Raw genomic sequence first — 23,849 nt, 5'->3', positions numbered from 1 at the left:
CAGAATTCAATAGTCAAACGTTATCAGGGGTTTGGCTAGTTTGAATAGTCCGTGAACCTGTGCCTGTATGGATTAGTAATGTTTACCTAGACGGATACCGCAATTTTTCTAAGATTTGCTTTAACCGTCTGAATTTTGGCAATAATGTTTGAACTCCCATCCGTACCTCGCAGATGAATCATCGAAAAGTTATCTGTCGGTGGGCATTCTGACTTAGAAACAAGGACTCATTTCGTCACAGTTGCGGGACAGCGCCAGATTTACACTGAACTTTCCCCGTTACCTCCAATGGCTGCTCCCCATTAGAACCGACCGAGATTAATACTTTACCATGTCGGTTCGGCAAGGACTACCCTTTTTCGCTTTTCGCTGAGTGGCGTGATTTCCTCCTGACCACAAAACCTGTACCAAAAGGATAAGCTGGTTTTATAGGGATGATTAGCTCAATCTATAAAACTGGGGATGATCACCCGATGTCGTGGGATTTTCACAGGGGAGAACATGATTAAATCCTGGATGGTAATTGGGACTGTAACCTTGCTAGTGGCGTTGGCTGGTAACTGGTTAACGTCCGATGATGTCCGATGGTTCAACCGTCTGCGCCGTCCCCGATGGTTGACATTTGAGGCGGCGATTCCTTTCATCTGGACGGTGGTTTTTATTTGTGGAGGATGGTCAGCTTATGTGGTATGGGAAAGTAATCCTGGGAGTTCTCAAACCTGGCTGCTTTTGGGGTTATATTTGCTGTTGGAAATAGTAACAATTGCCTATACGCCAGTAATGTGCCGATTTCGCAGTCTCAAGGTGGGTACGATGATTGGGGGGGCGGGGGCTATATTGAGTATTATTTTGGCACTTTTAGTTTATTCTATCTCAGTTTGGGCATCTGTTTTGCTGTTGCCTTATATTATTTGGAGTCCGATTGGAACCTACACGACTTGGGCGATGATTCGACTGAATCCGGAAGCGAAATAGGTATGGATTAAAGTGTATTTATTAATTGAGAATATATCACCTGGGTTTATCCTGTAGGGGCGGGTTTCACTACTATCTTTTCGGTTACACCCAGATGTGACTAAACCCGCCCCGAATTGACCCTTCGCTTCCCGTGAAAAGAGCTGTAGGGTGGGCAAGAGGTATCAAGTTTTAGATAGCCGCTTTTAAGGTTTTTGAATTCTTGCCCACCTTAGCTGAAATAGTCTGATTATTGCATAGTGAAGCGGTTGCAGTAAGGACAAGATAAAGCTAGGTTTTCAGCTTCAGTGATGCCATCATGTTTTTGGGCAATGATATGTTCCATTTCAAAGGCGAAAAGTGAAGCTGTTTGGGGAAATCGGCAATACTCGCATTGCTCTCCGGCGCGTTGAGTCACTAGCCGACGCAGAGTTGCTGATACATAACTCATGCTGCTGTTTGTAAGTGTTTATAAGCATGAGCTTTTGCTAAACGCACCCAATGTTCTAGAAGCAAGTATCGATCAAGTTCGACTTCTTCAGATCGCGAGAGTGTACCCGATTTATTGCGATGGAGCAGTTCGCTCATGCGGGTTTGTAAAGCAGGCGTGGGGCGGATGGCAAGGATAACTTCTGGACTGGGTTGATTGGCAAGCAGTTCGACGATCTGAAGTTCGTCTTGGTAGCCGATGGTTTCTGGGGGGGGTAAGTTCCTCAATTGCGCGATCAAGGGCTTCTGGGAGGCGATCGCCCAATTGTTGCAGTTTTTCACCCAGGTGATCGGGGACTTCTAGGATAATTTGCATTGGCGGTAATGTATTGTTTAAGCTTGCTTTGATTGTAGCCGTAGGGGTAGGATGAGCCTAGGCAACCTCTCGCCCATTTCCTTGAAATCCTGCCATAAGTCCTGCAATTCTGACCAACAACTACTGCTCAACGCTTCCAGAAGATTGGCGTCCACGAACAAATCACCCAAGGGTACGCAATGATCCACGTCCAAAAGTCGCATTGTGCCATGCCAGGATTGGATATCATCATGGTGTTCGGGTCTAATTTCACCGTCAAATTAACCTTGGCTCTGCATTCCCATAAGCCAACTAGAGCTTGCTTGCTGGGACATCTGTGAGTGCGATCGCGCTCTGGGGCATCGCGTCTGCACGGCTAGCCGTCTTGAGATTTTGTGCCTTGCTTGTTGGAGTATCTTTATCAATTTAATTTACCCAAACTCATAGCCCTGATTCACCCAGTAATGCCAATCTGCGATCGCCTGTTGGGTTTTTGCATCTGACTCTGGTGCCTCTAGCTGAATCAACGGCACTGCTAGCGTATCATCATCCCAGGCAATCTCCACAAACATTTCCTGTTCGCACTCCTCCTCTGGTGCTATCCCCACCACTTCTACGGTTGCCTTTTCTTTCACAGGGGAAATGCGTCGCTTACTGATGCAGACGGCTGTGAAGGGAAACTGCATTGTATCTTGCAAGTAGCAGTACCAGCCCATTGCCTGCTCTTCTGGTCCATAAGCATCCACCACAATTTCCATTGTGATCCGCTCTTCTCGTTCTGCATCCTGTTCCATTTTCGCCATCGCCTAACTTCCTTTGTTGCTGTATGGTACACCCCAATTAAAGGTTAACGCCCCTCTGCCAAGTCAGCATAAATAAACATCTCTACTCCCAACAGGATTAAATGTAGAAGCTCTACCCAGGACAAAATTGTCACACCTAAAGGAGGTTTAGCAACCAGAAACCAGAATGCGCTTAGAGCAATTATGCCGGAAAAGACAAACGTAATCTCATCCACAATTAATTGCTGAATCTTGCGGCGTTTGCGGTGCTTATCACTACGGTGGGCAACCTCCCAACCAAAGAGAGTTTCTAGATCTCCATAGCCCGTGTGTTCCTTGACCTTATTGACCAGCTTGTAGCGAATGTATCTGCCGATCGCTGAAATCTTCTCATCATTGACCACATACGTCCAGCCCAGAATCAGGCATACCCAGGGAATCACCAGCAGGGCATAATAGTTGGACGGGTTGGAAACGGCAAAGGAGACAACCCCGCCAAATACACCCAGCGTCACATATAACAAGTTATCCCGAAAGCCAATCCGTTGAGCTTGCTCCGATTTCAGCTTGTCATATTCCTTAAAGAAAATTTCCAGAATTTGGTCTTTATCGCTCATGGCTGAATCCCCAGTTCCTAACACCCTGCATCTATTGTGACGGATGAGAAACCCTTTCTCTGCCAACCAAAGAAATTCTCGCTGACTCTGGGCAAACCCAGAATAAATCGCCAAAATAGTGAATATTCAGTTTACTCAAAAGATAAGCTCATGCCCCGTGCTGTTGTCTTGACGGCTCTTGACGTTGAATTTCAGGCTGTCCGTACTTATCTAACGGGTCTCCAAGACGATAGACCCCCCCAGGGAACCGCTTACGAACGGGGAAAATTTGTTGCGAACGGACAGGAATGGGAAGTGGGAATTGTCGAAGTTGGGGCGGGTAATGTGAGTGCAGCCGTAGAAACAGAACGAGCGATCAAGCACTTCAAGCCTGATATCCTTTTCTTTGTGGGTATCGCTGGAGGGATCAAAGATGTTGAGATCGGCGATGTAGTTGTAGCGACGGGCGTTTACAACTATGAGTCAGGGAAAGTGGAATCAGGAGAGCAGTTTTCAAATCGCCCTGAATCTGAAAAGTCTAATCCTAAACTGGTGCAGGAAGCTCTCTCGATAAAGAGAAAAGGGGAGTGGCTACAACGGCTATCCAACATTCCCGATCCCCAACCCTCTGTGTATGTAAAACCCATTGCTTCTGGGGAGAAAGTGCATGCCACTAGAGAGTCAAAAGATTTCAAACTCTTGAGGGAGCGTTATAACGATGCGATAGCTGTCGAGATGGAGGGATTTGGTTTTCTGAAAGCAGCCTCTGACCATCCGGAGATTAAGGCGATTGTGATTCGAGGCATCTCCGATCTGATTAAAGACAAAAATGACGATACTATAGAACCTGAACAGGTTAGACAGAAGAAAGCTTCTCATCACGCCAGTGCGTTTGCCTTTGAAATACTGGCAAAATTAGAGGCTAGTTCCTCTCTGGGTCTAAGTCCGGATCAGTACGCCAAGCTCAAACAAAATCTGGCAAACGCCTCCAAAGGGTTGCTGAGTTGGCGGCGCACATTGAGTAATAATCAGCAGATTGAACGTCCTGAGCTAGATGAATTGCTGAAGCGCATCAAAACAGAAGAATCATCCACAACAATTGTTCTAGGTACTCCTGGGTCGGGTAAATCAGCACTGATGGCAACCTTGGGAAATGAACTGGTCAGGCAAGGTTTTGCCATTTTTGCGATTAAGGCCGACCAGTTGAATGGAGCAATCGACACAATTGAAAAGTTACAGCATGACCTGCATCTTGAGTTGCGTCCCAACGATGCCATTTATGCAATTGCCAGCAAAGAGCCTATAGTTGTTTTGATTGATCAGCTAGATGCTGTCTCGGAGCTACTGGATCGCAAATCCCAGCGATTGAACCTGCTTCTATCTCTAATTCAAAGATTATCTGGCAGTGAAAATGTTCATATCGTTGCCACCTGTCGGGAATTTGAATTTCGCTATGGTTCTCAATTTGCTCGGCTTGAAGAAATCGATAAATTGGAGTTGAGTCTTCCTGCTTGGGAGAGTATTGCCCCAATTTTGGAAGCATCGGGACATCAACCCGCAACCATGGGGGAACCTCTCCGAGAGTTATTACAAAATCCACTCCACCTGAATGTTTTTCTCGATGTTGCCCAACCGGGAGATGTTTTTACGTCTTCCCAAAAACTATTAGACCGCCTCTGGCAAGAACGGGTGAAGAAACAACCAGAAGCTGAAAAATGCGTAGCGTTTTTGGAAAAGCTTGCTGATCGCATGACGGAAGAAGAAGTTTTATGGGTATCAGATGCGATCACCGACACATCTCCAGAAATTTGGCAGGCGTTGGAGCGAGCTGGACTATTAATGACCAATCCAGAGAATGCGACCATCGGCTTCCGTCACCAAACCTACTATGACCATACCCTTGCCCGTGCTTTTGCCCGTGGGTCACAATCCCTGACCGAACTCGTTTTAGAACGACAGGATGGTCTTTTTGTAAGACCTATTTTGCTAAGGAGCCTGAACTATGTTCGTGGCACAGCTACTCAGCAATATCAGAAGCAATTAACAACTCTGTTGCAAACCTCCCAACAACAGGTAAGACCTCACATTCGCAATCTGCTAATTGAATTTGTAGGAGCGCAACCTAATCCCGATTCAGTTGAGGCTGGATTACTCATCCCTCTACTCAACTCAGAAACAGAGGGAATCAAAGTTCTAGATGCAATGATTGGGAGTCCGGGCTGGTTCAGGCGTTTGCGCGATCGCCCTGAATTTACCCAGTGGTTAGAGAAACCAGCAGAAAAGGCTGTCTATTGTTCTTCACTGCTAACCACAGCTACCAGTTTTGCATCTGAAGATGTCTGGGGCCTGCTAGAAGAATACTGGCTTAACGACGCAACCTACGATTTTTTGAGCATTCGCTTAATTTGGAGTATCAGTCAATGGACTCCCCAAATAGTTTGGCTCACAGAACAAATTATTCGGCGTTCCAATTTTGAATGGCATGATGTTAGGGTGATCGCTGAAAGAATCACTGAGACTTTACCGGACTACGGTGCGAGAGTTATTCGTGGTCATTTGGACTATCGGTTAACCCAGGCAGTTAAAGCTAGTCAGGTGTCGCCTCCAGAGTTGCCACCCGATGCTGACGAAGCAGAGTGGTATGCACATGATTACTGGCACGATCCCAGAAAACCTCTACAACGGTTATTGGAGGGTAGTTTTTATGAAATTGAGAAATTTGCACAGGTAAATCCAAAGACTTTTTTAGATGCAATCTGGACATGGTTTACCGATCTGGTTGACCAGATTGTAAGAGACACTCGTTTGAGTAGCACAAGCTATCGTGAGGATCACGCAATTAGTCTGGAGCACCATCATGGAGAAATTATTGAAGCGCTGCTGGCAGCCATTTTGAACCTCGCTGAGAATCACAGGCAAAGCTTCTTGGCTCTTTTAGCGCAAAACCTGCAATCAGATTTACTTCTGGTTCACAGGTTACTCGCTCGTGGATTAGAGAAGATATCTAGTCAGGAGCCACAAATTATCTTGGATTATCTTTTAGGCGATCAAAGGCGTTTATTTCTTGGGGATAGTATAGAAGGTTATCACTACGAAACAAAACGGCTGATTTCCTCCGTTTGCCCACATCTATCACCAGATGACAGGGTGAAAATCGAGGATGCTATTCGTCAATTCAATTACTATCATCCTTGGGAGAATTGTGACTCCGATACTCGATTCCAACTTTCACAATACAACCGCCAGCATCGACTTCAACTCTTACTTGCATTTCCCGATGAGTGTCTCAGTACAGAAGGCAAACGCCTGAGAGATGCAGAAATTCGGGCTTTTCCGTGGGAAGTTGCTGAAGATCGATACCCAACCGTGAGAGAAGCTCAAATTGTCGGACCACGCATGACCAGGGAAAAAATGGCTCGTGCAAAAGATGAGCATCTCTTAAGCTTATTTGATCAGCTTTCTGATGAAATTAAGTGGGATGATCCTCAGCGAAGATGGAGTAAAGATTTATTACGCTCTGGAGGTGTAGGGGAACAATCCAGGGAATTTGGTGAACTTGTCAAAAATGATCCTGATCGATTTCTACGGCTTCTTCCCCGCCTTCAGCCACAGCGCCACGAAGGTTATGCAGGGGAGGCAGTAGTTAACCTTACAGAAATAGATTTTCCATCTTGCGATCTGATTCAACTTGTCGAAAATCTCGACCAGCGCGGCTTCACTTCAGAAGAGTTTCGCGATGATGCTGCACGCGCTCTGGAAAAAGTTGCTAAGCGTAATCAAGGGCTTCCAGCACGAGTCTTGGCTCTCATGGAAAGTTGGTTACCTACGCAAACCAAACCCGAGTTAGAGTATTACCGGAGTAACGAGGATCGCCGTTCCGCTCTAAAATCACCCATCCTTTTTGGTGTAGGCGGTTCACATAGCCTACCTAGTGGTAGAGGCAGTATTGTGCGAGCGATCGCGGAGGGGTATCTCGGGCAAAACCCTCAAGATTTAGCAGGCTGGGCAAAATTTATTAAATCACAACTGGATAGAGAAAAGCATCCAGCAGTTTGGGTCGATATCTTGACGCGGATGCCACCACTATTGAATGGTGATCGCACTCAGGCAACTGAACTCTTTGACCAGGTTATTCATAACTGCCCAGAAGTTCTTCAATATGCTTGGGCACTTTACTTTATCTCACGCACGATCGGTTGGTTTGAACCTAAAGAAACTGTCCAAGACTGGCTGGAGATGCTTAGGTCTAATCACTCCAACTTCTCTCAGCAAGCATATGGAGAACTGTTGCTGGTTCAGTATCTTCAGTACCAGGATGAATGGTCGGTTGAGCAAATCCGTCACCATCTTGCTAATCAAGATAATGAAGCAATTCTCTGCGGACTCGCTCACGCAGCAAGTCATCTATGGATTCAAAGAAGATGTCGAGCGATCGCGGCAGAAATTCTTTACACCCTTGCTTCCTCTTCCGCCACATCTGTTCAACAGGCAGTGGCAAGTGTCTTCCGCTGGAGCAGAGACCACTTTCAGTTAAACAGTGGAATGCTGAAGATTATTCAAGCAGTTTGCAAGAACCAGGGGGTACTCTTAGAAGCCGCTAATGATTTGACTGAAATTATCGAATCCGAAGAACTGGTAGATAACAATCCCGAAATTGTGGCTGAAGTCTGTAAGAGTCTACTTAACATTGGTGTAGAACTCACCAATCCAGCCAGGGCGACTGCATTTATTGCAGAAAGTTTAACCACGATTGCCATCAAGTTGCATCGTCAGCCCTCATCCCGTGAGGTTGGTCTTCAGATCTTCGAGCAGCTACTTACCTTAAATCTTCGAGAGACGCGATCTGCCTTAGAAGTGCTTGATCGTAGACCGACGCGATTAGGATACTATGTAGCTCCTAGAAGAAGATTACGGAAACGACGTCTCCCTTCTAGCTAAAAATTATCAATCGAAACATAGGAGATTAACAAGAAAAATTTGGCAAAATTACCGCTATCTGTGAGATTAGTCTGAAGTCCAACAAAAAGACGTGATTTGGTTCATGGTAATGTCTTCAAGCGTTTATACGCATGAGCTTTTGCTAAACGCACCCAATGTTCTAAGATCAATTATGAATAAAGAGCGACCCGACCTAATTGAGTGGATTAGTGTGATTAATTAGATCAAGCGGGTCGCCCCTACAGGTTGTTCGTTAACTCAGCAATAAAGTCTGAATCTTCATCGCTTGTCAAAGGTTGAATACGTTGTTCGGCATTTAAATCTTAATATTAACAACGGAAAAATCGTTGTAATGCGAGCATCTTGATTGTTACCCATTCCCAATTTAAATGCGTAACAGCTTAGATTGGAGGAAAACAACGTCTCTTTCCCGTCAGCCACCTGTCCAAACTGAGATAAAAAGCTGACGACTTCGACAGAAGCAACTATCGGAGAACCGTCTAAGTCTAGCCGCGTCAAGAGTTTCCGAGTCAATCAAGATATACTCTTGCAAACTGGCAATTGTCAAATAGTAAGTGAATTTTTTCCCTCTATCCTTAGCACTTGTACCAGGAGAGAGAACTTCTACAATAAGTTTAGGGTTTTGAATAAACTTGCGAGCGTTAAGGTCTTCAGGGTCGCAACTGACGATAACATCAGGATAGTAGTAAATGCTCTTCGGACTCACTTGCACCTTCACGTCTGAGACATTAACCCGACAACCTCTGGAACGCAGATGAGGATACAAGGCTCTGTAGAGATTGAGAGCAATATCGTTATGAGGAATCGTACCGCCTGTTATAGCAAAGACTTCACCCTTGACATATTCATAGCGAATCTCTTGCTGAGATTCCCATTCGAGATAGTCCTCAAAGCTCATTTTTGGCGATTGTTGGGGAGTGGCTATCATAACCCAGATTGTTTAAGCTTGCTTTGATTGTAGCAGTAGGGGTAGGATGACCCTAGGCAACCTCTCGCCCATTTCCTTGAAATCCTGCCATAAGTCCTCCAATTCTGACCGACGGCTGCTGCTTAACGCCTCCAGAATAACGATTGCTACTCCTATAATGGTCAAAGACTAGCACGGGGAAATTTTGGAGAGGGAATTCTGATGACGATTCGCGAAACCACCATTGCCAAATTGCAACAATTGCCGGAGCCACTTTTACAGGAAATCAGCGACTTTATTGACTTTTTGAGGTACAAGCAACAACACAGCACGGCTACAGATAAGCCTAACAGTGATGTTAAAAAAGCATGGCGACAATGGTTTGAGTCGGTTGATCGCCTAGAGATTTCTCCTCATCAACCAGCCAGTAACTATCAACAACTTGTGCTGACTAAGTATCGAAAGCAGGGAGTCATAACTTAACCAGATACGATTAATAATAAATGAAAGAAAACCATCCTTTGAGTAAAATTCCTGTCAACAACCTCTCACCTTTTCAGCCCCAACCTCTCAAATAAATCCGTGAAATCAGTGTCATTCCCCTCTCACCTCCCCACCCCAATCTCTCAAATAAATCCGTGAAATCAGTGTTTTGACAAATGACAAATGACAAACTCAGTATTAGTGCGATCGCGATTCGCCGCCATATCGGTACCCTCGTCTTAACCCTAGCCGTTATTGTGCTGGGGATATTCTTTATTCTCCAGATTCAGGTCGATTTATTACCCTCGATTACCTATCCCCGGATTGGCTTACGTTTAGGAGCGCCCGGTATCTCGCCAGAGGTGGCGGTTGAGGAAATTACTAAACCCTTGGAACAAGGATTAAGTGCGACGGAGGGCGTTATCCAAGTCTTCTCCCAAACTCGCGAGGGACGAATTAGTTTAGACTTGTTTTTTCGACCAGGGGGTGATATTGATCAGGCGCTAAATGATGCAACAGCGGCGTATAATCGCGCTCAATCAAATTTACCCGAAATTATCGAAGAACCGCGTTTATTTAAGTTTGATCCCTCTCAATTACCCGTTTATGAATTAGCCCTAAAATCTTCATCCCTAAACGATGTGGATTTGCGCGTTTTTGCCGATGAAGAACTCAGTCGTGAACTGAGTGTGGTTCCTGGCGTCGCCTCGGTGGATGTGTCTGGCGGAGTGAGCGAAGAGGTTCGAGTGCTGATTGATCCGAATCGTTTACAGCGATTAGGATTAGGATTAACCGATGTCCTCGATGCCCTAGATGAACGGAATCAAGATGTAGCCGGGGGACGACTACGGGGGGAAGAGTCGGAACCTTTGACGCGAACGATGGGACGTTTCCAGGATGCGGCAGAACTGCGGAATTTGTCCTTTGAAATAGACGATACCGACGCCACCAATCTGTCTCGTCGGGTCTATCTGCGCGATTTTGCTGAGGTAATTGATGGGACGGAAGATAGACGGGTATTTGTCTTTCTGAATGGAGAACCAGCGGTTAAAGTTAGTATTCAGAAACAACCGGATGCGAATACGATTGAAGTTGTCAATGGAGTGAAAAAACGCATTGAACAGCTAAAGCAATCCGGTTTAATTACAGAGGATATTGAATTAGTAGCGACGTTGGATGAATCTATTTTCATCCAAAATTCTATTGCCAATGTAACCAGTGCGGGGTTAGTGGGAGCAACATTAGCCGCGTTTGCCGTTTTGTTGTTCTTGGGTTCATTGCGGCAAACTTTAATTATTGTCATCGCCATTCCTCTCGCCACCCTAGCCGCTGTGATTTTAATGAAATTATTTGGCTTATCCCTAAATGTGTTTAGTTTAGGGGGATTGGCGTTAGGTGTAGGGATTGTCGTGGATAATGCGATCGTTATGCTAGAAACGATCGCGGTGGGTGTGTCAGGAGATGTAGAGACGCACCATGGCGCATCTGAACGTCAGGATTTAGGGACGGATTTAACCGATAAGGTTGCGGACAAAACCGATAACGGAACTCAACCCACCCCGTCTCAATCCATCATTTCTCAAGCCGAACAATGTTCTCAAGAGGTAGAATCAGCGCTAATTGCGTCCACCAGTACCAACTTAGTTGCTGTCCTCCCTTTTTTACTCATTGGTGGCTTTTTCTCCCTCCTGTTTAGTGAATTAATTTTAACGATTAGTTTTGCTGTCGCTGCGTCGTTAGTGGTAGCGTTGACAGTCGTCCCCATGCTGTCTTCTCGCCTATTAGCCATTCCTCGATCCAGTGGTTTAAATCGATTTTGGCTATTACAAGCCTTTAATCATCGCTTTGCAGCCGCAACTCGGAGTTACCAAGGGTTTCTAGCACGGGTGCTGCGGTATCGTATTTTAGTCATCGCCCTGGCTGTTTTAATTCTGGGCGGCGGAAGTTTAGCCCTAGCCAGTCAAATTCCCCAAGAAATTCTGCCCCGAATTGATACCGGACAAGCCCGGATGTTTGCCCAATTTCCACCAGGAACTACCCTAGAACAAAATCGCCAAGTGATGATGGCGGTGGATGATATTCTCTTGGCGCAGCCAGAAACTGAGTATGCATTTACCACATCCGGCGGGTTTTTGTTTGGGGGAAATACCTCAGAAAACTTGTTACGAGGGACAAGTACAATTGCGCTGAAATCGGATAGTAATGTCGAGACATTTATTGAGACAGTCAATCAAGAATTGCAAACCTTAAATTTAGTCCAAACTCGTCTACGCCTCAGCCCGGGTGAAGTACGGGGGATTATTTTAAGTAATTCACCCGTTCGTGGGGCGGATTTAGATATTGGCTTACAAGGAACCAACACGCAGCAATTAGAAGCCGCAGGGCGCCAAGTCTTAAAAGCGTTAGATGAACGCGCAACCTTAGCCCAATTTCGCCCGGATGCAGATGATCGCCAACCCGAAATTCAGATTCGTCCCGACTGGGAACGAGTCGCCCAATTGGGGTTAACCGCCCAGGAAATTGGCGATACCATTCAAACCGCGATCGCAGGTTCGGTATCGACACAGTTACAACGGGGCGATCGCTTGGTGGATGTGCGGGTACAGCTTGATCAGGCGGCGATTCAGCGTGTGTCTCAGATTAAAGAGTTACCCCTATTTACCAATAATAATCGCCAAATAAAATTGGGGGATGTCGCCGCAATTGATCAAGGACAAGCGCCAGGTGAAATTCAGCGGATTAATCAGCGCCAGGTGTTCTTAATTGCGGGGACACTAAATGAAGGTACAACGCTGAGTGAGGCGTTAGCGGAAACCAATGCGGTATTAGCTGAATTAGATTTACCGGAGGGGGTTTCTATCTTACCCAGTTCCGCCAGTGAAACCAATCAGCAACTCCAAAATTCTCTGAAGATACTGGGAGGATTAGCCGCGTTTATGGTGTTTGTGGTGATGGCGGTACAGTATAATTCCCTAATTGACCCCTTAGTGATTATGCTGACTGTACCCCTCGCCTTAGCTGGGGGAATTTTGGGACTCTATGTCACCCAAACCGCCATGGGCGCAACGGTTCTGGTGGGGGCGGTACTGCTGGTAGGGATTGTGGTGAATAACGCGATCGTGATGGTGGAGTTTGCCAATCAAATTTATTACCGGGAAAAGGTTGACCGCAAAACAGCCATTTTGCAAGCCGCACCGCAACGTTTACGACCAATTTTGATGACCACAATTACCACAGTTTTAGGCTTGTTTCCCCTGGCGCTGGGGATTGGCAAAGGGTCAGAGTTTTTACAACCGTTAGGTGTGGTTGTGTTTTCGGGATTATCACTAGCAACGGGATTAACGTTATTTATTATTCCCTGTTTCTATACGTTACTCCATGATAGTTTTGGGGATAAGAATCGTAAAAAAGGAGCCAGTGTAAGAACAGGGAAAAAGAACCAGGGAACAGAAAACCGCGATAAGACTAAAGCATCAGTGTAGTAATAGCCGTTAGCAGTAGAGACGTTCCGCTGGAACGTCTCCAATCATGGGAAGTCAAATGGAGATATGGGAGATAGTAGAAAATTATAATTGTTATAACCCGCGAAGGCGGGTTTGGTCTGTGTAGCTGCGGTTTAAACCGCCCAGCTTGATTCTTCTGAACTAAGCTGTCATGCATTTAAATTGGGAATGGGTAGCGAGCAAGATGCTCGCACTACAAGGATTTCGCCATTGTTGACATTAATGTTTAAATGCCGAACAGCTTACTCCCTCATCTCATCAGAATCCCCGTAAGGGACTAACTTCCAGCACACCATTCGGCTTAAACACCACCTGAAACTGAGCTAAGGGTTGGTCGGGAACAAATCCGGTTTCCCCACTACCAATACCAGCCGCTTCTGGGTCAGCTAATTCTGCCAACGGTGTTTCCGCTACATAATCCCAAGCGGGTTGATTGGTCGGTTCGTAGTCCGCGATCGTGCCATCGTCAGTGACAGCCACTCGGTAATTTAATGGTCTTCGTGATAACTGTGTTCCTTCCCACCGTTCGTCTAACGTGTTGTAGAGTTGATTATTTAATCCTCTGAGTAACCTGCGATCGGTGATTTCTGGTCCTAAACCAGGTTCTTCCTGATAGCCTTGCCAAGGACTGATTTGCAACACACCACCTGGGGTAAATACCACCCGGAATAAAGCAAAGGTTTCGCGAGTTGCTGTACCGCCTTCTGTAGGAATATAGCTCAACTCCGGTAAAGGCGTGTTTTCTGCACTATCAATAGGCGTATCCTCAATCGGCTTATAACCCAAAATATCTCCGTCTCCGCCAACCGTAACCTGATACTCTAAATTCTGACTTAACCCTTCCCGGTTATCCCATTCTTGATCAAGTTCTCTGTACAGATAACGCTTCAAATAACTCAACTCCGTGGGATTCGTAATCTCTTGAGTGTCGGTTAATTCGTCTTCCAGTTCAGCCGCCGAAGGGGGACTTGAGGTGGGAGTTGGCGTCACCTGATCGGGGCTATCTGGAGTTGGGGAGGTTGTTTCCGTAACCTCCGACTCAGAGGCTGGCTTGGGCGGACGCACTTCTGGAACGGGTACAAAGAACAATGCCAACCCCACTACCGCTAAACTCGTCACCCCGATCGCAGCAGGTGCGCTTCTTTGGGCGACGGATTTGTCAGCTTGGCGATACCGTCGGGAAATCGCTTGTAAGGGTACAGTTAGCTCGGGCAACGTGCGCTGATCCGCCTGGAACTGATCGATCGCCTCAACTAAATCAAAGAGCTGTACCGTGGTTAAATCCAGTTGTACAGGGTTTTGACCATCCATCCCTCCCCCAGCCGCACCAGATGCGCTATGGGAATCAGCGGGAACACCCGAAAGTGCCTCGGCGGGTTGCCCCACCTTTAAACGGTGCAAGTTTTTATCCGGAAGTGATTGTAACTGCACTAAAGGCGGTTTAGCGCCATCAAGTTGGGGGTGAGGGACATGACTCAAAAATTCTTGAGCATACCGACTGACCGACTGAACTAGGTTCTCAAAAAAATCTCGTCCGCCGCTAATGGGTTGCGGCTGACCCATAAAACGGCATTCTGCATTAACCAGAATCGTCATCAGTGGGCGAGTATCAAGCTGATCTCCCCCTGTGGTTGTATCACTTAATCCCTCTAGGATCAGCGTACAGTTGGGCAAACTGTACTGGCGTCGAATTGTCATCGTTTTTTCCTTATGGAACCCAATATTATAGCCAATGCCGATAGTTGACATCTACGGAGCGACCATTTCATCAGATCGTTCATCCAACTTCCCCATCAAACAAACTGATCCAAAATCGCTGCATACCAGAGGTTCCTGTACAAAACAGCAACTGCGCTAACAGCGACAATGCTAGCTCATTTAACTTTTCATCGGTATTGTAGACAGAAACTTTTGCCCGTCGTGGGTTCATCCGGCTACGGAAATGCGCCCGGAACCGCTCTAGATAGGAGGACAAGCGAAAATGTTGTTCGATGGGAACCTGCTTTTGACTCAGTTGTTCGTAAGCCAGAAGCAGTTGGCGAATTACAACCGTCATCCGGCGAGCCAGATAACTGGCGATAATTACCAAGGCTTTCGCTTCTTCTAGGTTCAGCGGGCGGCGCGTGTGAGAGCGTCGTAAGGGATTAGTGCAGCGTAGACGCCAAAGAACCACACGATTGTTGATAATATCCTGTAGTTCTAGCTGTTTAGCGACGAGCAGCATCGCCTCAGACCCCCCCAGTTCCAGCGCTTCAATGGCAAGTAAAATCAGGTCAATCTGCTGCCGACTTCGGGACGGGCATCCCCGATCTGAGATACCAGGATCGGGTAAATTATCTAAAATAACGGGATGGGATGGGGCATCAGGACTGTTTGTCGGCATTACGCTTACAGAAAGAATCATTCAACTACCCCAACTTACTCCGTTGAGCCTTGAGGCGTCACTTCGTTGAAGTTGGGGATTGCATCTTGGCTCCACCTCAGCCCTGAATACCTAAAGCGGTAATCAGTTTTGGTTTCATCACCAGATACATCAGGGACGGCTGAAATACGCCCCGTACTCTCCCACTCTTGGCGAGAGAGTAGCACTCTCAGTGCAACATTCCTAGCACCAACTAAATCAGCATGGAGAGTATAACCGCATTGCTGGCACACAAAAGTTAGACCCTTGTTGGGTCTATTTTCTTTAGATGTGTGACCGCAACACGGACAAGCCTGAGAAGTGTAATGAGCATTTACTTTTACAGCCAAGCTATCAGACAGTACAGCCTTGTAGTCAATAAAGCTGTGTAATTCTGCAAATGACCAGCTGGCTTTATTCCTGTTAGCTTTACGCTGTTTTTTCGATGCTTTTTTACCCTTCCTTTTCGGTCTTGTCCGCTCTCGAATGTGAGTTAAATTCTCCAATCCAATTAGCGTGTTAGGTGTTACAACTTGTTTGGCAATATAGTGATTTGTATCAGCGATAAACCGTCTCTCCCGTCCAGACAGTGCCACCAATCTACGAGTTGCACTACGGGTGCCTTTACGCTGCAAAGACTTTCTCGCTCTCACATAACGAGAAGCCTTGTGTCTCACCTCTTTGCCACTGAAAAACTGAGTCTTGTTCCGAGTATCTGCGGCAACAGCAATGTATCGCTCCCCAACATCCACACCCATGACTCGATTAATATCGGTTGGTATTAGTTTTGGTACTTCTACCTCCAGGCTTACTAACAAGTAGTAAGTTTTAGTTGGCTTGGAGTACCAGAGCTTTGCTGCTCCGATTTTGGCGACTCCAGAATTAATCATTTCGAGGTGCTTGGAGTAGCCTTGATAATTCACCTTGATCCGACCATTTAGAGTGATGACACTTACTTTCTGGTCTTTAACAAATGAGTAGTCACGTTGATAATTTAACGTGCAGGTGCGAGAAACAAATTTGGGTGGCTTGTCCAATCCCTTGTATCGTTTCTTGGTTCGACCTGCTTTAAGCGCCGCCTCGTTCTGTTTTAGTTTTGTTCGCAATGATTTGTAGACTGCTCCTACTTGTCGAGGAACATTGCAAGCCATTTGTGAGGGAAGATTGAACCGCTCTCGCAACGTATAATAAACTTCCTTCTGAATCTTCGTGCCGTTGTAGGTTTTACACATTTCAAAAGCAATCTCAGAAGTAAAGTTTAGGGCATCCCTATACGCCAAAGAAGCCACTCGAAGCATTTCTTTCTGCTCCGAAGTGGCTTCTAATTTTAATTTGGCGGTTAGGGTTTGCCCCATCAATTTTACGTCCCCTACTCAAGCAATAGTTTTACGAGTTTATTCTATATTACCATAGTCGTAAGAAACAAGCTTTGTGTTGGACGGCTCTGTACCTCCGCCGTCCCGCCATTCCTCCCCCATCTACGCTTCGTGAGCTGAACGCTCACTCGTCACTCGCTTTGAGGAGGGGAAATCCTGGCGAGTTTTATTGAATCGCCGCCCAGAATTAGGGTTATTGGCTAGGCACTTGCAGGACTAGCCCGTCTCATCGTTCAACCCTCTAGATTTCTAGTGTACGATTTGGCTGGTAGCCAATGGCAAGTCACTGACTCACCCTTTCCGATGCGATCATGGCACAATAACTCACAATCGGTCGGTCTGCTTCCTTCTATTCAATTGTTAAACGTTTTAGTCAAGCTCCTTATCTACCTATGGATTTAAAGTCGCTGATTCGAGATATCCCCGATTTTCCCAAACCTGGAATCGTATTTCGGGATATCACCCCCCTGCTGCGCCACCCAGAGGGACTACGCTACACGATTGACCTCTTGGCTCAAACCTGTAAACAGGCAGGACTCACACCAGATTATGTTGTCGGGATCGAATCCCGTGGCTTTATTTTTGGTCCTCCCCTTGCCTATCAACTCGGCGCTGGGTTTATCCCTGTGCGTAAACCGGGTAAACTTCCCGCCGCTGTCCATACCATTGAGTATGAACTGGAATATGGTATGGATCGCTTAGAAGTTCATCAAGATGCCTTTGATTCCGGTTGCCGTATTCTGATTGCCGATGATTTAATCGCCACTGGAGGCACCGCCGCCGCTACTGCCAAGCTGGTGCAAAAAATTGGCTGTGAACTGGTGGGCTTTAGTTTTATCATCGAACTAAGGGATTTACAGGGGCGTCAAAAGCTGCCTGATGTACCGATTGTTAACTTGGTTGAGTATTAGGCAGTAGTGATTGGTGATTGGTTCCGTTCTTCAATTCACACAAAACACCCATGACTTCTTCAACACAGGATTCTTCAACTCGTCAGGGCTTAGATGAGGCATGGACGGGGTTTCTACGGATTGTCACCAGTGAGACGTTTCTCTACATCGTCAAACGTCTCCTGCAAGCTTTATTAACCTTATTTCTGGCATCTGCCCTCAGTTTTGCCATCATTCAATTGTCACCAGGCAATTACTTGGACACCCTGCGGCAAAATCCCAAGATTTCCCCGGAACGGATTGAGGAACTCCGACAGCAATTTGGCTTGGATCAACCTGCCTACAAGCAATATTGGCGCTGGCTGGTGCGAGTGGTGACTCAAGGAGATTTTGGTGAGAGTTTTGTTTATTTTCGTTCCGTATCGTCTCTACTCTGGGAACGTATCCCCGCCACCTTACTGCTTGCCATTTCCTCGATTATCGTCACTTGGGCGATCGCGATTCCGTTAGGAATTATTGCGGCTGTTAAACAAAGCCGCTTTAGCGATCGCGCTTTACAGGTGATTAGCTATACCGGTCAAGGCTTTCCTAGCTTTATCACTGCTTTGGTGCTGCTGATTATCGCCCAATACACCTCACCGCTGTTTCCGGTGGGTGGCATGACCAGTATTAATCATGCCGATTTGTCTCCCATTGGTAAAGTCCTGGATATTGGATGGCACATGATTTTACCCACCCTTGCCCTCTCGATCACCAGTTTTGCCGGACTTCAACGGATTACACGCGGGGCAATGTTGGATGTTTTGCGGCAAGATTATATCCAAACCGCCCGCGCCAAGGGACTTCCAGAAAATCGAGTCATCTATGTCCATGCCTTACGGAATGCCATTAATCCCCTAATCACCATCCTGGGTTTTGAATTTGCTAGCTTGTTAAGTGGTGCATTTATTGCTGAATTTTTCTTTAATTGGCCCGGTTTAGGGCGATTGACATTACAAGCTGTCACCGCTAAAGATACCTATCTGGTGATGGCAGCCTTGATGATGGCGGCGGTGATGCTGATTGTCGGTAACTTACTCGCTGATTTGCTGCTCAAATTTGTTGACCCGCGCATTCGCCTAGAAAATCTCAAATAATTAATCGGAAGTCAAACCTATCAATTAGGGGTAGGTTGAGGGGCGGGTTTAGCCCCATCTGGGTGGAGAAAAAAAGGATAGTCGTGAAACCCGCCTCTACAGAAGGAATGACCAATGACGAATGACCAATGACGAATGACCAATGACGAATGACCAATGACGAATGACCAATGACGAATGACCAATGACGAATGACCAATGACGAATGACCAATGACCAATGTTTAGCCAAATCTATTACTTAATTCTTTCCAGAGTTGATGGTCGCTATCTCGTCGCCCAGCCTAATGCTAGGGATCGTGAGATGGGGGCAGGTTACTTATTGATGTTTCGCGAACGGTTTGAAGCCCTCAGCTATCTGAATAGCCATGCGGCTGATCTAAGCGATCGCTTTGCCGTTGAGTCGGTTTCCGGAACCCAGTTAAAAGGACTACTCCAACGCTGGGGATTTCATGGGGTCGGGATTGTACAAGACCCTTTGATTCCCAAAATAGAGTTTCTATCTTATGGGGGGTGACATCAATGTCTTACGTCTAAGGATAAGTATTCTGCCCAGATTCTGAAAATAAATTAAGTCAAGATTACGCCAAATTCTATCTTTAGATAAACTAGAAGACTGATGCTATTCGTTCACAATGAATGAAGATAGGATTGCTCAACCCGTACCCTGTATGTATTTCTTGGCGGTAGCAATAACCATGTCAGGGAAACTTATATAGACGGTGTTGGGTCGCTTTAATGGGAACTCTATGTCTTTTTTCATACACCCCAATGACGTTTCAAGTGAATCGATTTGATCGCAAGGACTCTCGGCGTACTCAACCTAGAAAAGGAGTGAAGTCCAGAGGGCTAATCCAGAAACTTAAACACCACATTTTTTTATTCGGCGTAGCCCTTTCTTGGGGAATCGCCACTCCGCTGAATGCAGCGGAACGAGTCACGCTGCAATTAGGACCGTTTCAGCAATCGGTGGAAATCGCGGATCTAGAAGAATGGGCGCAGACGGGTCAGCTACCGCCAACTCTCACACCCTACCGTTCCTTACTCACCCCCCAAGTTCAGCAGGTACTCAACAGACGCCTGCAACTCGATCCCAATCTGGCGGAGAAATTTATCAATGATTTGCTGCTGTCTACCGATGGCGCACGCTTACTGGATCAAATTGGTAGGGTACTCCCGGATAGCAGTCTTGATCAGTTAAAAGCAGCTCTATTTTTAGCGGCACGCCAAGCCAATGGATTGTCGGTGCTAAGTTTTTTAAGAGCTTACCCAGAAGAAACGGTCACAATCAATGCCTCATCCGCGATCGCGATTGTGCTGCAAATGAATCTACCTTACTTACAATCTCAAGTGGTTAATCCGATCCTGGAACAGGAACTCACCATGGCGGATACCCCAGAGTTTGCGGCTGACTTTGACCCAACGGTGACTGGTTATCAATATGTCCGGGAACGTACCCTGAGGCTACGGGATCGCGATCGCGATCGGGCTATTCCCGTGGATGTTTACTGGGTGGGCAATACGTCAGGACCTTTGGTTGTCCTCTCCCACGGCTTTGGCTCTGACCGCAAATTTTTAACCTACTTAGCGCGTCATCTGGCGTCTAATGGTTTAACTGTTGTGGCAATAGAACATCCCGGCAGTAATTTTAGCTGGCTTAGTGGGGTTTCTCTCAGGAGTAACATTGGAGAGGTGTTACCCCCATCGGAGTTTATCGACCGTCCTCAGGATGTTAGCTTTGTCTTGGATCGGCTGGCGAAAATTAATCGAAGCTATGGATCATTACGGGGCAAATTGAATACGGAACAAGTTACCGTTATTGGTCATTCCCTAGGCGGCTATACAGCTTTAGCTTTAGCCGGAGGACAACTTGACCTAGAGGAATTACGAGAGTTTTGTCAAAAGCGTAGTCCCCTAGAACGCTCACCCGCTGACTGGTTTCAATGTTCTGCCACAGACTTACAGGAAGACAATGTACCGTTACGCGATCGGCGGGTGGTTCAGGTAATGGCGCTCAACGCCGTTACTGGACATTTATTTGGCAGTACGGGTTTAGAGGAGGTAAAAATTCCCACCTTGCTGTTAACGGGAACCAATGACGCGATTACCCCCTCTCTGGAACACCAACTTCGCGCCTTTGATCAGTTAGGCGGACTCAAGTATCTGCTGGTGGCGCTGGGGGGGACTCATTTAAGTGTCACCGACCGCGCTACTCTCAATGAAGCTGTAACCAGCAGTACCTTGGTGCCGGAACTAACGGATAAAGATGCAGAACCCCTACGTCGGCTGTTTCGAGGCGTGAGTTTAGCCTTCATTAAACAGCTAACGCCTGAAGCCCAACGTTATAAACCATTTTTGACACCAGCTTACGCCCAATCGCTTTCCACTCCCAGCTTATCCTTACGCCTGAGTACTCAACTCCCCCCTAGCTTAACCACTTGGTTCCAAGTGTTAAGTGTGAGTAACCAGAAGATTGCCATCCGTTTCCCTACCCTCAATCAAGATGCGATCGGGAAGATTTTTTCACCCTTTGCCAACTCTTCCCAGGTTATGACCCAGACTGATTGCTGCCCAGGGCAACTTAATCAGATTTTTACGAATTTTATGAATACCTATAATCGCCGTTTAACCGGAATCAGTTAATTGAGCGATTTAAATTTTTCTTCTTTTGTCCTAACGTGTGTGCGTAGTGCTATATCGCTTGACGCTTAAACTACAGAGTGCTGTACCTGGACTGGCGCTCTAGGAGATTTCAGCCATGGGCAAATCTAGTTGCTTAATGTAACCTATTGGTATATAATAAAGGGTTAGCAAATGTTGAACGACCCAACAAGAGGTAGACTAAATCACATTTATTCCTGATCAGGCTTGCCAAAATCTTGTTAAGTTTGCTAGCTTAGTTAAGCGCAAGGGATAACAAGCCGGGATAGCTCAGTCGGTAGAGCAGGGGACTGAAAATCCCCGTGTCGGCGGTTCAAGTCCGCCTCCTGGCATCAATATACCATATTAAAAGGCGCTACACGGCGAGTGTGTAGCGTTTTTTAGTGTTTATGTACTACTTGGCATTAATTGAGGTTTTTGAGTCAAAACCAATCAAAAATGATATGAGATTGATATGATTCCTCCTCATGGGCTACGGTTCCGGAACTGCCACCGTGTCAATAATTCCCGCATAATGTTGCCAGATGGTTTTTGGGCTGTTTCCCACCCATTTTGATATCTGTGAAACGGGAACCCCCTTTTCTAGGCATAGAGTAATAAATGTATGGCGAGTTGAATATTGAGGGCGGTAACGGACGCCTGCCTGCACCAAGATCGACCGCCAAGCCCGATTTAGGAAATTGTGTGGATCAATCGCCAGACCCTCTTTAGACCGAAAGACTAATTGTTCTGGATCGATTGGGTCTGGGCAGATATTAGACAAAAGCAGCTTGAGGGATTGGTTAAGAGGGAACCGCCTTGGCTGGTGAGTTTTGGTGTCCTTTATCTGCTTGTTGACCAGCGCCTCACAGAAAACTATATACTCAAGCCCTGGGCTTATGTGCTTCCACTTCAACGCGATCGCTTCGCTAGTCCTAGCGCCAGTCCAGAATAAAAAGCGGACGTAATCAGTGTAATAGCTGTAGTAACGGCTCGATCTGAAACCGTTAATGATGGCATCCCGTTCTTTTTGGGTAAATGGGTCTGGTTCAGTTGCGCTTTGGGTTTTTCTTGGAAGATTCTCAAATGGGTTATTTTGAATCATTCCTTGATCAATAGCCCAGTGACAAGCCGCTCTAAGTTGAAGCAATATTCGCCTTACGCTTCCCGGCTTATAGTTTTTACTGAGCCAATTTTTAAAAACTTGGGACTTATCTAAGGTGACAGGACAGGCTGTCAGCCGTTCCTGCACCCGCTTAAAATCCGTATTGATGGTGGTGACACTCAAGTCTGTTCGGGTCTTGGCGTAAGCATCCCAGATGTCAAGCAGAGGGGTTTTGTCAACAGAAAGCTGCAATGGGTTCTTGTATTTGTCAAGCGTCGGATCAAAGCGCTCAAATATTAAGTCAGCTTCAATCTGTGCGGCTTTATGTCCGGCAACTTTCCGGTTCCTAGCGTTATCCGCCAATCCAAGGGTAAGGTATCGCGTGGGGCAGTAGGCCGGGAGCCGTAACCGCAGCCGTCCCTGCACAGACTCTACTGCTACGGTTCCCTTTGGGCGGCGGCTCATTCGACCACCTCAAAGTCCTGGGGTGCGATCGCACACTTGGGTGGCTCCCCATATTTTTTGCGTAATCCTTGGACGGGAAATCCCTCCCAGTTCACGTACCAATTCCCATTTTTCAATCGGGAGGATAATCGCCCGTACCAACCTTGGTACTTGATCCTTAATCCCGGTGTAAGGCGAATCTTGATACCAAGCCGCATAACATTTACCGATTCCTCACATAAATCGGTTACGGCACCACCACCGAGCCACTTAACTTTGATCTGTCGCGGTTTGAGTGATTTTTTGATGCAAATGCAAGTAGAGGTGTTGTATCCGGAATCGAGCCGATCGCCTACCTGGATCTGATCAAATATATCTGGAGCAGTTGCGGTTTCAGCGCCAGGGGCTTCATCATCGGGCAAACGACGTATCACCTCTGCCCGTTGGCGATCGCTCAAGAATTGGTAAAGCTTCAGTATTTCATCTTGCAATCCTGGACTTTCGATGACTTCCGCAACACAGTTCCTTACGCCAGTCCAGCAATCGTCTGTTGAATCATCCACACGATCGCACAGTTCCACACCCACCAGCCGATCCACCAGCAAATCAATGGGTTTCCATAAACCTAGCGCTCCAGTCCCCATGACCGTTTGCTTGAGCGGGCGGATATTCTCAAGCTTCCATGCCCAGCGTCCAGGCTCCCACAATCCATAAGCCAATTCCTGGTCCGGCTGTTCATTGATAAAGCTGGGTCTTCCGTAGTTAGTGTGCTAAATTGTTAGTTAGATTTGCCCAAGTATTGGACAGCAATAGCTTTAACCGTTTTTACCCGAATTTCAATTTATTTTGAGGCGATCAAAAGCTACAGCCCTTGTGTGGAAAACCTTCTG

Annotated in this window: 20 protein-coding genes, 1 tRNA gene and 1 riboswitch; of the genes, 9 read left to right on the top strand and 12 right to left on the bottom strand. The window is 46.6% G+C overall.

Annotation, left to right across the window (positions count from 1 at the left end; all coding sequences use genetic code 11):
* Positions 1–181 precede the first annotated feature (181 nt).
* A riboswitch (cobalamin riboswitch) is annotated at positions 182–328 on the bottom strand.
* 173 nt (positions 329–501) lie between these two features.
* A complete protein-coding gene (locus RIG66_RS14030; protein WP_446378950.1) occupies positions 502–975 on the top strand; it encodes a TspO/MBR family protein in 474 nt (157 codons plus the stop codon).
* Between the two features lie 229 nt (positions 976–1,204).
* On the opposite strand, the gene RIG66_RS14025 is transcribed toward RIG66_RS14030, so the two are convergent.
* The 4 genes from RIG66_RS14025 to RIG66_RS14010 all read right to left on the bottom strand — a co-directional run bounded on the left by RIG66_RS14025 (position 1,205) and on the right by RIG66_RS14010 (position 3,137).
* Entirely contained in the window at positions 1,205–1,405 is a 201-nt protein-coding gene (locus RIG66_RS14025) for an HNH endonuclease (RefSeq protein ID WP_446378948.1), read from the bottom strand.
* On the bottom strand, positions 1,402–1,725 hold the full coding sequence (locus tag RIG66_RS14020; protein WP_446378946.1) for a hypothetical protein: 324 nt from the start codon (positions 1,723–1,725) through the stop codon (positions 1,402–1,404). The genes RIG66_RS14025 and RIG66_RS14020 overlap by 4 nt, the downstream gene beginning before the upstream one ends.
* Before the next feature lie 444 nt (positions 1,726–2,169).
* On the bottom strand, positions 2,170–2,541 hold the full coding sequence (locus tag RIG66_RS14015) for a calcium-binding protein (RefSeq protein WP_446378944.1): 372 nt from the start codon (positions 2,539–2,541) through the stop codon (positions 2,170–2,172).
* 44 nt (positions 2,542–2,585) lie between these two features.
* A complete protein-coding gene (locus RIG66_RS14010; protein ID WP_446378942.1) occupies positions 2,586–3,137 on the bottom strand; it encodes a hypothetical protein in 552 nt (183 codons plus the stop codon).
* 150 nt (positions 3,138–3,287) lie between these two features.
* Here RIG66_RS14010 and RIG66_RS14005 point away from each other — a divergent pair, with 150 nt between their 5' ends.
* On the top strand, positions 3,288–8,054 hold the full coding sequence (locus RIG66_RS14005) for a phosphorylase family protein (RefSeq protein ID WP_446378940.1): 4,767 nt from the start codon (positions 3,288–3,290) through the stop codon (positions 8,052–8,054).
* A gap of 279 nt (positions 8,055–8,333) precedes the next feature.
* Here the strand turns inward: RIG66_RS14005 and RIG66_RS14000 are convergent, their stop codons facing one another.
* Together RIG66_RS14000 and RIG66_RS13995 are read right to left on the bottom strand one after the other, a co-directional pair.
* Positions 8,334–8,573, bottom strand: a complete 240-nt coding sequence (locus tag RIG66_RS14000; protein ID WP_446378938.1) for a hypothetical protein — start codon at positions 8,571–8,573, stop codon at positions 8,334–8,336.
* Entirely contained in the window at positions 8,488–9,003 is a 516-nt protein-coding gene (locus tag RIG66_RS13995; RefSeq protein WP_446378936.1) for a Uma2 family endonuclease, read from the bottom strand. Before RIG66_RS13995 ends, RIG66_RS14000 begins: the two co-directional genes overlap by 86 nt.
* A 201-nt stretch (positions 9,004–9,204) precedes the next feature.
* On the opposite strand from RIG66_RS13995, the gene RIG66_RS13990 reads away from it, so the two are divergent.
* Together RIG66_RS13990 and RIG66_RS13985 are read left to right on the top strand one after the other, a co-directional pair.
* On the top strand, positions 9,205–9,465 hold the full coding sequence (locus RIG66_RS13990; RefSeq protein ID WP_446378934.1) for a DUF2281 domain-containing protein: 261 nt from the start codon (positions 9,205–9,207) through the stop codon (positions 9,463–9,465).
* 176 nt (positions 9,466–9,641) lie between these two features.
* Positions 9,642–12,947: an efflux RND transporter permease subunit gene (locus RIG66_RS13985; RefSeq protein WP_446378932.1), complete on the top strand. Its 3,306-nt coding sequence runs from the start codon at positions 9,642–9,644 to the stop codon at positions 12,945–12,947.
* A 279-nt stretch (positions 12,948–13,226) separates the two neighbouring features.
* Here RIG66_RS13985 and RIG66_RS13980 read toward each other — a convergent pair whose 3' ends face one another.
* The 3 genes from RIG66_RS13980 to RIG66_RS13970 all read right to left on the bottom strand — a co-directional run bounded on the left by RIG66_RS13980 (position 13,227) and on the right by RIG66_RS13970 (position 16,724).
* The gene (locus RIG66_RS13980; protein WP_446378930.1) at positions 13,227–14,666 is read right to left on the bottom strand and encodes a DUF4335 domain-containing protein; all 1,440 of its coding nucleotides are present in this window, start codon (positions 14,664–14,666) and stop codon (positions 13,227–13,229) included.
* Between the two features lie 79 nt (positions 14,667–14,745).
* Entirely contained in the window at positions 14,746–15,372 is a 627-nt protein-coding gene (locus RIG66_RS13975) for a DUF3038 domain-containing protein (RefSeq protein ID WP_446372313.1), read from the bottom strand.
* Between the two features lie 14 nt (positions 15,373–15,386).
* Positions 15,387–16,724 carry an RNA-guided endonuclease InsQ/TnpB family protein gene (locus tag RIG66_RS13970; RefSeq protein ID WP_446343213.1) on the bottom strand — a complete coding sequence of 446 codons (1,338 nt, stop codon included), beginning with the start codon at positions 16,722–16,724 and terminating at the stop codon, positions 15,387–15,389.
* A 413-nt stretch (positions 16,725–17,137) separates the two neighbouring features.
* Here RIG66_RS13970 and RIG66_RS13965 point away from each other — a divergent pair, with 413 nt between their 5' ends.
* The gene (locus RIG66_RS13965) at positions 17,138–17,656 is read left to right on the top strand and encodes an adenine phosphoribosyltransferase (RefSeq protein WP_446378927.1); all 519 of its coding nucleotides are present in this window, start codon (positions 17,138–17,140) and stop codon (positions 17,654–17,656) included.
* A 50-nt stretch (positions 17,657–17,706) separates the two neighbouring features.
* Positions 17,707–18,771, top strand: a complete 1,065-nt coding sequence (locus RIG66_RS13960; RefSeq protein WP_446378925.1) for an ABC transporter permease — start codon at positions 17,707–17,709, stop codon at positions 18,769–18,771.
* Here the strand turns inward: RIG66_RS13960 and RIG66_RS13955 are convergent.
* On the bottom strand, positions 18,764–18,991 hold the full coding sequence (locus tag RIG66_RS13955; RefSeq protein ID WP_446378923.1) for a hypothetical protein: 228 nt from the start codon (positions 18,989–18,991) through the stop codon (positions 18,764–18,766). The two genes, RIG66_RS13960 and RIG66_RS13955, sit on opposite strands and share 8 nt — an antisense overlap.
* Between RIG66_RS13955 and RIG66_RS13950 the strand changes: the two genes are divergently transcribed.
* From RIG66_RS13950 to RIG66_RS13940, 3 genes are all read left to right on the top strand, one after another.
* On the top strand, positions 18,991–19,287 hold the full coding sequence (locus RIG66_RS13950) for a hypothetical protein (RefSeq protein WP_006103659.1): 297 nt from the start codon (positions 18,991–18,993) through the stop codon (positions 19,285–19,287). The genes RIG66_RS13955 and RIG66_RS13950 overlap by 1 nt on opposite strands.
* Positions 19,288–19,541: 254 nt before the next feature.
* Entirely contained in the window at positions 19,542–21,413 is a 1,872-nt protein-coding gene (locus tag RIG66_RS13945; protein WP_446378921.1) for an alpha/beta hydrolase, read from the top strand.
* A gap of 277 nt (positions 21,414–21,690) precedes the next feature.
* Positions 21,691–21,763: transfer RNA gene (locus RIG66_RS13940), tRNA-Phe, on the top strand.
* Between the two features lie 140 nt (positions 21,764–21,903).
* On the opposite strand, the gene RIG66_RS13935 is transcribed toward RIG66_RS13940, so the two are convergent.
* Positions 21,904–22,980 (bottom strand): tyrosine-type recombinase/integrase, encoded by a 1,077-nt coding sequence (locus RIG66_RS13935; RefSeq protein ID WP_446378920.1) that lies wholly within the window; start codon positions 22,978–22,980, stop codon positions 21,904–21,906.
* The gene (locus RIG66_RS13930; protein WP_446378918.1) at positions 22,977–23,666 is read right to left on the bottom strand and encodes a hypothetical protein; all 690 of its coding nucleotides are present in this window, start codon (positions 23,664–23,666) and stop codon (positions 22,977–22,979) included. Before RIG66_RS13930 ends, RIG66_RS13935 begins: the two co-directional genes overlap by 4 nt.
* Positions 23,667–23,849: the final 183 nt, after the last annotated feature.

The sequence above is a fragment of the Coleofasciculus sp. E2-BRE-01 genome (assembly GCF_040221695.1).
Classification (GTDB): Bacteria; Cyanobacteriota; Cyanobacteriia; order Cyanobacteriales; family Coleofasciculaceae; genus Coleofasciculus.
The sequence above is the reverse complement of the archived record's forward strand: the minus strand, read 5'-3'. Positions and strand labels throughout refer to the sequence as shown.